The organism is Parasphingorhabdus sp., from assembly GCF_036963705.1.
GTDB lineage: Bacteria > Pseudomonadota > Alphaproteobacteria > Sphingomonadales > Sphingomonadaceae > Parasphingorhabdus.
This window is the reverse complement of record NZ_JBALUT010000080.1, coordinates 1-10,723: the sequence shown is the minus strand read 5'-3', so window position 1 is coordinate 10,723 and position 10,723 is coordinate 1. Positions and strand designations below refer to the sequence as shown.

Annotated in this window: 11 protein-coding genes; all 11 read right to left on the bottom strand. The window is 55.4% G+C overall.

Going from position 1 to position 10,723, the window contains the following annotated elements; genetic code table 11:
* The coding region (gene truB, locus V7680_RS13665) for a tRNA pseudouridine(55) synthase TruB (RefSeq protein ID WP_335653821.1) at positions 1 to 791 on the bottom strand (791 nt) is incomplete at its 3' end.
* 25 nt (positions 792 to 816) lie between these two features.
* Positions 817 to 1,551 (bottom strand): hypothetical protein, encoded by a 735-nt coding sequence (locus V7680_RS13660; protein WP_335653820.1) that lies wholly within the window; start codon positions 1,549 to 1,551, stop codon positions 817 to 819.
* The gene (locus V7680_RS13655) at positions 1,548 to 2,087 is read right to left on the bottom strand and encodes a GNAT family N-acetyltransferase (RefSeq protein WP_335653819.1); all 540 of its coding nucleotides are present in this window, start codon (positions 2,085 to 2,087) and stop codon (positions 1,548 to 1,550) included. The genes V7680_RS13660 and V7680_RS13655 overlap by 4 nt, the downstream gene beginning before the upstream one ends.
* The gene (locus V7680_RS13650) at positions 2,080 to 2,658 is read right to left on the bottom strand and encodes a thymidine kinase (protein ID WP_335653818.1); all 579 of its coding nucleotides are present in this window, start codon (positions 2,656 to 2,658) and stop codon (positions 2,080 to 2,082) included. Before V7680_RS13650 ends, V7680_RS13655 begins: the two co-directional genes overlap by 8 nt.
* A gap of 89 nt (positions 2,659 to 2,747) precedes the next feature.
* Positions 2,748 to 3,158 carry a 30S ribosome-binding factor RbfA gene (gene rbfA, locus V7680_RS13645; RefSeq protein ID WP_335653817.1) on the bottom strand — a complete coding sequence of 137 codons (411 nt, stop codon included), beginning with the start codon at positions 3,156 to 3,158 and terminating at the stop codon, positions 2,748 to 2,750.
* A 102-nt stretch (positions 3,159 to 3,260) separates the two neighbouring features.
* Entirely contained in the window at positions 3,261 to 5,822 is a 2,562-nt protein-coding gene (gene infB / locus V7680_RS13640) for a translation initiation factor IF-2 (protein ID WP_335653816.1), read from the bottom strand.
* Positions 5,823 to 5,885: 63 nt separating this feature from the next.
* Positions 5,886 to 6,569 carry a DUF448 domain-containing protein gene (locus V7680_RS13635; RefSeq protein WP_335653815.1) on the bottom strand — a complete coding sequence of 228 codons (684 nt, stop codon included), beginning with the start codon at positions 6,567 to 6,569 and terminating at the stop codon, positions 5,886 to 5,888.
* Positions 6,550 to 8,181 carry a transcription termination factor NusA gene (gene nusA / locus V7680_RS13630; protein ID WP_335653814.1) on the bottom strand — a complete coding sequence of 544 codons (1,632 nt, stop codon included), beginning with the start codon at positions 8,179 to 8,181 and terminating at the stop codon, positions 6,550 to 6,552. The genes V7680_RS13635 and nusA overlap by 20 nt, the downstream gene beginning before the upstream one ends.
* Before the next feature lie 2 nt (positions 8,182 to 8,183).
* Positions 8,184 to 8,741 carry a ribosome maturation protein RimP gene (rimP, locus tag V7680_RS13625; RefSeq protein ID WP_335653813.1) on the bottom strand — a complete coding sequence of 186 codons (558 nt, stop codon included), beginning with the start codon at positions 8,739 to 8,741 and terminating at the stop codon, positions 8,184 to 8,186.
* A 124-nt stretch (positions 8,742 to 8,865) separates the two neighbouring features.
* The gene (locus V7680_RS13620) at positions 8,866 to 9,840 is read right to left on the bottom strand and encodes a calcium/sodium antiporter (RefSeq protein WP_335653812.1); all 975 of its coding nucleotides are present in this window, start codon (positions 9,838 to 9,840) and stop codon (positions 8,866 to 8,868) included.
* Between the two features lie 90 nt (positions 9,841 to 9,930).
* The coding region (locus V7680_RS13615) for an argininosuccinate synthase (RefSeq protein WP_335653811.1) at positions 9,931 to 10,723 on the bottom strand (793 nt) is incomplete at its 5' end.

The window sequence follows — 10,723 nt, the reverse complement described above, 5'->3', positions numbered from 1 at the left end:
GCCGGGATGTCGTCCAGCCCCGCCTCAAGCGGCAAGAGGTATTCTTCAATGTCCGCGCCCTTACCAATTTCGTTGAGTTTGTCCAGCGAAATCGCCTGTTTCAGGTTGAACGGACCCGCCTTGGTGCGGCGCAACATGGTGACATGACCGAAAGTGCCAAGCGCCCGCGCAATGTCGCGAGCCAGCGAGCGGATATAGGTACCTTTGGAGACGTTGGCGCTAAGGGTAATTTCTTTCAAATGCTCGTCATCCTGAACTTGTTTCGGGATCTCGGGAGGTCCTGAAACAAGTTCAGGATGACGAATGACAAGCGAATAGATAGTCACTCCCCGCAGCTTCATCTCGACCTCTTCCCCCGCCCGCGCCAGATCATAAGCCCGCCGGCCATTGATTTTCAGCGCGGAATATTTGGGTGGTATCTGTTCGATCGGTCCGGTGAATTGCGGCAGAACCGCCTCGACTTCGGTTGTCGTTGGCCGGTGATCGGAAGTCTCCGTTACCTCTCCTTCTGCATCCAGAGTCTCGGTCTCGCTTCCAAAACCGATTGTGAACTCATAAATTTTTGAAGCATCGAGCAACCGCCCGCACAACTTGGTCGCCTCGCCAATCGCAATCGGCAACACCCCGGTGGCCAGCGGGTCAAGCGTTCCACCATGTCCAACCTTCAGCTTATTCTTGCCCTTGCCGAGAAGTCCGGCCTCGCGCAGATTGCGCTTCACAGCGCCGACCGCTTGGGTCGAGCCGAGTTCCAGCGGTTTGTCGAGGATGATCCAACCGTGGGATTTTTCTATCGTCAATCTATGTCCTGTCTGAAAACTAGTTTTTATCGGGATCAAAATCGAACCCGCCACCGATATCGTCAAAAAGGATCAACGGCTTGCGACTTATCTTGCTCCATACTTCAGGAACATGACCGTCCTCGATACTACCGTTTTCGGTTTTTTTACGCCGCGTTAGATAATTGATGCTGACAGTTTTCAATTCTCCGGAACCGCGATGCACATAATAATTGTCATAGCCGATCAGCCCCAATCGCGCCTCCTTCAGCCGAAACGAAAATGTTCGGTTAAACATATCCCACGTGCCCGCACTGGCCCAAAATCCCAGTCTCAGTCGCAGAACGCCTTTAATGATAGTCAGCGAACCATCTCCGGCATAGTCAATCGGATCATCGATCGTAGCACTGCCGATTACGGGGATGATTTGGTCGTTTTGAGCGATCCGTAGATATCCGCCACCAGATTGTTTCAGCGCCACCACGATTGTACGCGGATTACCGTCATATTGGTCTCTTCCCAAACCGTCGTTATCGATGACCAGTTTCGGATCATTCTGGCGGATGATGAGCGCCAAATCCGTCCTACCGTCCCCATTCAGGTCACCCTCCACAGATTTTTCCAGATACCAGCCACCAGGAACAAACCCTTTGGCTGCTGGGGATTTCAATGGGATTGAAGCCGCTCTGGGCTGTTCATCAACATGATCACCTGCAAAGCTTGCGCTATTTGCGTGCAGCATTGCTGGGGCAAGGATCAAAAAACAAAACTTCACAAATTCCACTCCTCTTTGAGCAACCCGAACACAGCTGTGTCCCGGACGTAATTCGTCCAGGTAATCCGGTTCTTGCGCAGCGTTCCCTCATGCGTCGCCCCGAGTTTCAACACGGCCGCCATCGAGCGTTTGTTGCGGGTATCGACACGGAATTCGATCCGGGTAAATCCGCAGGCAAAGGCATGGTCGATCATCAGTTTTTTCATGATATTGTTGAAGCCGCTACCGCGCACCGACGGCGCGATATAGGTCCCGCCGATCTCGGTCACTTTAGTGGTCTGATCCTGATTGATATAATTGGTCATGCCGACAACCGTGTCGGTCTCGCTATTGATCACTGCGAAACGAACCCAATTGCTTGTGTTGTGGAAGGCCTGGATAGCCTTGTCGAAATTCTTGTCGAGCATCGAAACCGGATAGATTTCCCAGATATCCTGATCCTCCGCGCAGGCAGCGCGCAGCGGTTCGAGATGATGTTCGGCGAGCGGTTCGAGGCGCACCGGCCCGTCTTCCAATATTGTGGACAGCTTATCCATTCAGCCGTTCCTTAAAATGCTTCCGGCACAACGCGATATAGCTCTCATTGCCGCCAATTTCGGTCTGCTGGCCGGCAGCAATCGCCTCGCCGCTTTCATCTATCCGCAGGTTCATCGTCGCCTTGCGCCCGCATTCGCACACTGCTTTCAGCTCGACCAGACTATCGGCAATACCGAGCAGCTTTGCCGAACCGGGGAATAAATTGCCCTGAAAATCGGTGCGCAGGCCGTAGCACAGCACCGGAATACTGCTCTCGTCCGCCAGTCGTGCGCATTGCCAGACCTGATCTTCGGTCAGAAACTGGGCTTCATCGATCATCACACAGGCTAGTGGATTTGCTTGATGCTCCTGACTGACCGCCTCAAACATATCTGTTCTATCGTGAAATCGATGGGCATCCGCATTGAGGCCGATCCGGGATGCGATGGCGCCGAAGCTCGCCCGATTGTCGATAGCTGCGGTCCACAGCATGACTTTCATGCCGCGCTCGCCATAGTTGAACGCCGCCTGGAGCAGATTGCTCGACTTTCCGGCGTTCATTGAAGCATAATAGAAATACAGTTTGGCCATCAGCTGCCGTCCATAACCGTTCGTGCTGAGCCTGTCGAAGCACTTTTGCGTCCTGAAATCGCCCTTCGAAAAGCTCAGGACGAACGGCGCTACTCTTCGTTGACCTTTTTGGACAAATCCTGCGAAACCTTGGGATTGTTGAGCAGGCTTTCGATATGCTCAGCGGTATCGAAGCTCTCATCCGACAGAAATTTCAGTTTGGCCGCATATTTCATCTGCACCCGCTTCGCGACTTCCTTCTGGAAGAACGCGGTGTTGGTCCGGAGCGCCTTGAGCACATCCGCCTCGTTCGCGCCGAGCAATGGTTTCACAAACACCGTTGCGTGACGCAAATCCGGTGACATCCGTACTTCGGTGACACTGACACTGTGCGAAGTCAGCACCGCATCATGAACCTCGCCGCGCATCAGCAGCTCCGACAGGATATGCCGCAGTTGTTCACCCACGCGCAGCAAGCGGACCGACCGGCCTTCGGGAGATGTATCGTTATATTTTGCCATATTTGCTATCTCCCCCCTCCCGCTTGCGGGAGGGGTCGGGGGTGGGAAGATCGAGGGCGCCCGAAGACACACCCCGGGCCCCTCCCGTGAGCGGGAGCGGTACTAGATAATCCGCTCGCGCTCTTCGATTTCGAATACTTCGAGCATGTCGCCAGCCTTGATGTCGTTGGTGTCTTCAAGCACCGCACCACATTCCATGCCGGCCCGGACTTCTTCAACATCGTCCTTGAACCGCCGCAGCGACGCGATGGTCGTTGCGCTGACGATAACATCGTCGCGGGTAAGACGGGCGAACAGGCCTTTGCGCAACGTGCCTTCGGTGACCAAGAGACCGGCAGCCTTGTCTTTTTTGCCGGATTTGAACACGTCCTTGACTTCGGCACGCCCCATGACATTCTCGATCTTCTCGGGACCCAGCTCACCAGCCATTTCCGCACGAATTTCGTCGGTCAAAGCGTAGATGATGTCGAAATATTTGAAGCGGACACCGTCGCGCTTGCCGATTTCCCGTGCCTTGGCATTGGGACGGACGTTGAAACCGATGATCGGCGCCTTGCTGGCTCCGGCCAGAGTAACGTCCGATTCCGTGATCGCGCCAACACCGCTGTGCAGGATTCGCACCTTGATATCGTCGTTCGAAATCTTGTTCAGCGCCTGGACAATCGCTTCGGTTGAACCCTGGACATCGGCCTTGACCAATACCGGGAATTCGACTGCACTATTCGCCGCTGCGGAGAACATATTCTCGAGGCTGGTTGGCGCCTGAGTGGTGCGTTTCAGCTTCTGCTGCTCGGCACGATAAGCGGCAACTTCGCGAGCGCGGCCTTCATTTTCTACCACAGTCAGCTTGTCGCCAGCGGATGGAACGCCGGAGATACCAAGCACTTCGACCGGTGTCGAAGGTCCGGCTTCCTTGATCTGCTGACCCTTGTCGTCAATCAACGCACGGACCTTGCCGGTCTGCGAGCCAACGACGAAGACATCGCCGCGCTTCAATGTGCCGCGTTCGATCAAAACGGTGGCAACCGGACCGCGACCCTTGTCGAGCTTCGCTTCAACAACCGAGCCTTCGGCTGGACGATCGGGGCGTGCTTTCAGTTCAAGCAGTTCGGCCTGAACGTGGATTTTATCCATCAGCTCATCGAGGCCGATTTTCTTGAGCGCCGAGACTTCGGCGTCGAGAACATCACCGGACATTTCTTCGACGATAACTTCATGTTCAAGCAGACGTGTACGAACTGTCGTCGGGTCGGCGCCTTCCTTGTCGATCTTGTTGATCGCCACAATCATCGGAACGCCTGCCGCCTTGGTATGCTTGATCGCTTCAATCGTCTGCGGCATCAAACCGTCATCGGCAGCAACAACCAGAATCACGATATCCGTGACATTGGCGCCACGCATCCGCATTTCGGTAAAGGCTTCATGACCCGGCGTATCGAGGAACGTAACCTTGTCACCATTTTTCATGGTCACCTGATAAGCGCCGATATGCTGGGTGATACCACCAGCTTCTCCGGCAACCACATCGGTTCCGCGCAAGGCGTCGAGCAACGAGGTCTTGCCGTGATCGACATGGCCCATGATCGTAACGACCGGCGCACGTGGTCTCAGCGTTTCTTCCGGATCGACATCGGCCTGGGTATTGATTTCAACGTCAGCCTCGGAGACACGCTGGATGTTGTGGCCGAATTCTTCGACCAGCAATTCCGCGGTATCCTGATCCACGGTCTGGTTGACGGTGACCATTGATCCCATTTTGAACAGGGATTTGACGAGGTCCGCGCCTTTTTCGCCCATACGCTTCGCCAGTTCCTGTACGGTAATGGCTTCCGGCACGATGACCGAACGAATCTGTTTTTCGCGCGGCTCTGATGGTCGACCCGACCTTTGCGAACGCTTTTCTTTTTCCCGAGCACGCTTGAGGGCAGCGAGCGAACGCGCCCGTGCCGCGCCATCTTCGCCGCGCAGAGCACGGTTGACGGTCAGCTTGCCGGATTGGCGACGATCGTTGCGATCGTCGCGGCCGACTTTCTGCTTTTCTTTTTCCAGCTTCGGGCGCTTTGGAGCTTCCACGGGCGTGAATTTCCGGGCCGGTGGCCGTGCGGGAGCCGCCGTTGTGGCAGCAGGTGTCGCAGCCGGAGTAGCGGCAGGCGTATCGGCGCTGGCCGGTTCGACCACATCCGAGGAATCGGCAGCGGCTTTTTCAGCAGCGGCGATTTCTTCTTGTGCCTTGCGAGCCTGTTCTTCTTCGGCCTTGCGATTGTCTTCAGCCCGCTTTTTCTCTTCCGCGGTCTGCTCTTTCTTCTCGCGCGTGTCGCGTTTGCGCGCTTCCTGCATTGCGTCGAGACGCGCTTCTTCAGCTTCGCGCAGAAGTTTGGCCTGTTTTTCCTGACGGGTCAGACCATCATCCACTTTCGGCGCTACTGGTGCCTTCTTCGGAGCGGGCTTGGGAACCGGCGCGGGAGCAGGTGCTTCCACGACAACTTCCTTGACCACTTCCGGCGCACCAGGCTTGCCTACAAGCTTCTTGCGTTTGACTTCGACCACAACCTTGTTGGTGCGGCCGTGACTGAACGTCTGCTTGACTTCGCCAGGTTCGACCGAACGCTTCAAGCCCAAAGGCTTGCGTGCAGGTTTTGGCGTATCTTTTGTATCTTCACTCATCGAACAGACTTAATCCCTAAAAATAGATATTATCAATATATTACTCGGCTTTCCTAAGCCAAATCACGCAACCTTCTCTTCCGCCGCATCCGGTATTTCATCGGAGCCCATGAACCGGATCCATCTCGCCAGCATATGCGAAACCCGCTCGGCCGCGCGTCTATCAGTTATCCCGATATGAACAACATTCTGGCGGCCCAATGCCACAGAAAGCCCCTGGCGGTCCACTGGCAAAGTTATCCCGTGCAAATCTTCGCCTTCACGGTCGCTTCCAACACGCCAGGCCTGCGCCAGTTTTGACGACCCGTCTCGCCCGGCATCGGACGCGTGGAGCAGCATGAACAGCTCGTCGCGCCTCGCCGCAGTTTCAATCTTTTCCGACCCGGTGAGTAAAGTTCCACCCCGCGCCTCAAGACCCAGCCTGTCTAAAGTGGCGCGTTTTAGCGCCTTTTCAAGCTGTTCTGTCAGATTATCCGGAATATCCAGCTGGCCGGTCTTGAAAGCACGCGATAACGCGCCTTTGAGCTGGCCCTTGGCCAGAGCCGTATCAAGCGCAGCACGGTCAACACTAATCCAGGCCCCGCGACCCGGCGCCTTTGCCCTGACATCAGGTGCAATTTGTCCATCGGGCCCCATCGCTAGTCGTACCAATTGCTCCGGAGGAAAGCTCTCTCCGGTTAAAATGCATTTACGGTGTGACGTGCGATCTAGAGGGTTAGACCGCGTCTCATTGGGTGGATTCCGCATCTGCGTCCTCCCCGGTTTCTTCTGTCGCGGCAGCTACGGCTGGCTCGTCTTCATCCTCGAACCAGTGCGCACGGGCTGCCATGATGATTTCGTTGCCTTGCTCTTCGGTCAGGCCATATTGGGCCAATACACCATCCGGTTCTGGCTTACGGGTATCATTGCGGCGGCGCGGTTCCGATTTACGCTTCAGAACCAGTTCGTCGGTCGCGAGATCAGCAACATCGTCCAGCGTTTTCAGGCCGGCTTCGCCGAGCGTCACCAACATGGCTTCGGTCAGATGCGGCAATTCTGCAATCGCATCCTCTACGCCCAGTTCGGTACGCTTTTCACGAGCGACCGCTTCACGACGATCCAGCGCTTCAATCGCACGATTTTGCAATTCAGCTGCAAGCTCGTCGTCAAAGCCTTCGATGCTGGAGATTTCTTCCGGTGCAACATAAGCAACTTCTTCAAGCTCGCTAAAGCCTTCAGCCACCAGCAATTGCGACAATGTTTCGTCAACGTCCAGATCTTCCTGGAACATCTCGGTACGAGCAGCAAATTCGGCTTGGCGTTTTTCGCTCGAGTCCGCTTCGGTCATGATATCGATGGCGAGACTGGTCAGCTGCGAGGCCAAGCGAACATTCTGTCCGCGACGACCGATAGCAAGGCTGAGCTGATCATCAGGAACAACAACCTCGATCCGGCCTTCTTCCTCGTCAATCACAACCCGGCTAACCGTCGCTGGCTGCAACGCGTTCACAACAAATGTTGCAATATCTTCGGACCAGGGAATGATGTCGATTTTTTCGCCCTGCATTTCCTGCACGACGGCCTGAACACGGCTACCCTTCATGCCGACGCATGCGCCAACCGGATCAATCGAACTATCATGGCTAATCACACCGATCTTTGCGCGAGAGCCCGGGTCGCGGGCTGCTGCCTTAATTTCGATGATGCCATCATAAATTTCCGGCACTTCCTGTGCGAACAAATGCCGCATGAAATCGGGATGTGCGCGGGAAAGGAAAATCTGTGGTCCGCGGTTCTCGCGGCGCACATCAAGAATGAGGGAACGAACACGATCACCAACCCGAGCAGCTTCGCGCGGAATTTGCTGGTCGCGGCGAATAACGCCCTCTGCGCGACCTAGGTCAACGACTACATGGCCAAATTCAACCGATTTCACGACACCGGTGATGATCTCTCCGGCACGTTCCTTGAATTCTTCAAACTGCCGTTCGCGTTCGGCATCGCGAACCTTCTGGAAAATGACCTGCTTGGCCGACTGCGCATCGATGCGGCCGAGATCGACTTCTGGCAGCGGATCGACGATGAAGTCGCCAACGCTCGCGCCGGGTTCCAGCTTTTCAGCCTGTTTAATATCGACCTGCTTGAAATAATCTTCAACTTCGTCGACCACTTCGACAACCCGCCACAGGCGCAAATCGCCGGTTTTGACGTCTAGTTTAGCGCGAATGTCATTTTCTGCACCATAGCGAGCGCGAGCCGCCTTCTGGATCGCTTCTTCCAGCGCTTCGATAACGATCGACTTGTCGATCATTTTTTCCGTCGCAACGGCGGTCGCGATAGCAAGCAACTCGGCTTTATTGGCTGAAATAGCACTGCCCATGATTAGTCTTCCTGTTCTTCTAAAGTCTGTTCTTCGATTTCGTCCGCACCTGCTGTCGAAACCGGAATGGTCGCAGCTATCAGAGCATCGGTCAGAATCAATTTCGCGCTATGGACATTCGTCAGGGGCGTCTCCTGACTTCCCGTCTCACGATCGTCAATCTTTATTATGTCGCCGTCAATGCCCTCGAGCAGACCGCGAAGCTGTTTCTTGCCAGCAACCGCATCGATCAGGCTGACCCGCGCTTCATAACCAGCCCAGTTTTCATAATCTTTTATCCGGGTCAACGGCCGGTCAATGCCGGGAGAGCTGACTTCCAGACGATAGGCATGATCAATCGGGTCGCGGCCTTCTTCTTCCATGACATCGAACTTCGCCGAGATGCGCCGCGACAAGGCAGCGCAATCATCGATACCGAGCTGTCCGGTATCCGGCCGCTCGGCCATGATCTGCAGCGTGGGTTCTTCCGCTCCGGACACGAACTCCACCCGCACCAGATCAAAGCCCAAAGCATCTGCTTCCGGCTTAATCAGGTCTGTCAGTGTCGCGATATCAGTCAATTAAATTCCATTTCAAAATGCAAAGCGTTGGCTGCCGGCCCCGTCTGGCGCCAGCCCCTTCAAATCTCACAATGTTGGGATGACTTGTATTTAGAGACAGATTCTCGAAATTGCAACGCCTGATTCAAACCGCCACGACATTATAGACGAGCAGGACCAGATAGGTCGCCAGCAATATTCCACCTTCCCAGCGCGTTATCTTTCGCCCGGTCGCGGCAAATATCAGGAGCAGGACGGAAGCAGCGATCAAGACCGGAAGTCCGAAGTTGGTGATTTCACCGGGAATAGTGCCAGGCGCAATCACGGCGGTGACACCGCCAATCAGCAGCAGATTGAAAATATTCGAACCCAGAACATTCCCCAAAGCCACAGCGCTCGCGCCTTTATAAGCCGCAATCACCGAAGTGACGAGTTCCGGCAGCGAAGTACCAATTGCGATAACGGTCAAACCTATAACTGCTTCGCTCATGCCGACCAGCCGCGCCAGATCAATCGCACCATCGACCAGCCACCGGCCGCCCATCACAATCAGGACGATCCCCAAAACAAGAATCAATATTGATCGCCAGAGTGGCTCTGCATCGTGCAAATGCGTGTCTGAAACCTCCAAAGCTTCGGCTTTTTCATGCAATGCCGTAGCCCCGACCGGCTGCGTGCGTTCTGCTCGATAAGCATAGGCGAGATAAGCCAATAAAACGATCAGGAAAGCACTGCCGATGGCGATCGTGATACCAGTAGTGCTGGCGACCAGCCACAAAACAACGGTTGCAGCCAATGCGAGCCCGCCATCACGCCACAATGGGCCTCTGGGCACTACCACGGGCAGGATCATCGAAGCGGTACCTAGAATGAGCAGACTGTTCGCAAGGTTGGAACCGACGATATTCCCCCAGGCGATCCCGGGCGATCCGGCAAGCGCCGCTTCCACGCTGGCCACCAGTTCGGGTGCAGACGTACCGAAACCGACTATGGTCAAACCGATCAACAGCTCGGACATCCCTGCCCTTTCGGCCACGCGGACTGCGCCGCGCACGAGCAGTTCGCCACCGACTATGAGCACGACAAATCCGGCGAGGAGCAGGAGCAATGGAATCAGCACAGACTATGCCCCGCAGTTATTACGATAGCGGCAAGACATATCATCCCATTGCCACCGCAACTCCGCGACAAGCGCGGAACACTGCAGATACTAGCCATTGCGCTTGCCAAGCAATTTCAACCGCAACGCGTTAAGCTTAATGAATCCCTCGGCGTCTTTCTGGTCATATGCACCAGCGTCATCTTCAAATGTGACAACTTTCTCGCTGTAGAGACTGTCCTGTGATTTCCGCCCGACGACATCAACCGACCCCTTGTAGAGCTTCAGCCGGACCGTACCATTGACCCGTGCCTGGCTATGGTCAATCGCGGCCTGCAGCATCTCGCGCTCTGGCGAGAACCAGAAGCCGTTGTAGACCAGTTCGGCATAGCGCGGTGCCAGCTCGTCTTTCAGATGGGCCGCGCCGCGATCCAGCGTCAATTGCTCGATGCCGCGATGCGCAGCGTGATAGATGGTTCCGCCCGGCGTTTCATACATGCCGCGCGATTTCATCCCGATATAGCGGTTTTCGACCAGATCGAGCCGGCCAATGCCATGTTCACGGCCATAATCGTTGAGCTTCTCGAGCAAAGTCGCCGGGCTCATGCCCTCGCCATTGATTGCTACGCCATCACCGCGCTCGAAATCGACGGTGATATATTCGGGTTTATCGGGCGCATCTTCCGGATTATTGGTCCGCGAATAGACATAATCCGGTACCTCTTCCCACGGATCTTCCAGCACTTTGCCTTCCGAAGACGTGTGCAACATATTGGCATCGCAGGAAAATGGCGATTCTCCGCGCTTGTCCTTGGGAATCGGAATCTGGTGTTTTTCGGCAAATTCGATCAGCCGGGTCCTGCTGGTCAGATCCCATTCGCGCCACGGAGCGATTACCTTCACG

What these genes read in the sequence shown, in the direction of transcription:
- V7680_RS13635 (WP_335653815.1), bottom strand. Translation starts at nt 6,569, where the DNA reads ATGCGGAATCCACCCAATGAGACGCGGTCTAACCCTCTAGATCGCACG.
- infB (WP_335653816.1), bottom strand. Translation starts at nt 5,822, where the DNA reads ATGAGTGAAGATACAAAAGATACGCCAAAACCTGCACGCAAGCCTTTG.
- nusA (WP_335653814.1), bottom strand. Translation starts at nt 8,181, where the DNA reads ATGGGCAGTGCTATTTCAGCCAATAAAGCCGAGTTGCTTGCTATCGCG.
- rbfA (WP_335653817.1), bottom strand. Translation starts at nt 3,158, where the DNA reads ATGGCAAAATATAACGATACATCTCCCGAAGGCCGGTCGGTCCGCTTG.
- V7680_RS13650 (WP_335653818.1), bottom strand. Translation starts at nt 2,658, where the DNA reads ATGGCCAAACTGTATTTCTATTATGCTTCAATGAACGCCGGAAAGTCG.
- V7680_RS13655 (WP_335653819.1), bottom strand. Translation starts at nt 2,087, where the DNA reads ATGGATAAGCTGTCCACAATATTGGAAGACGGGCCGGTGCGCCTCGAA.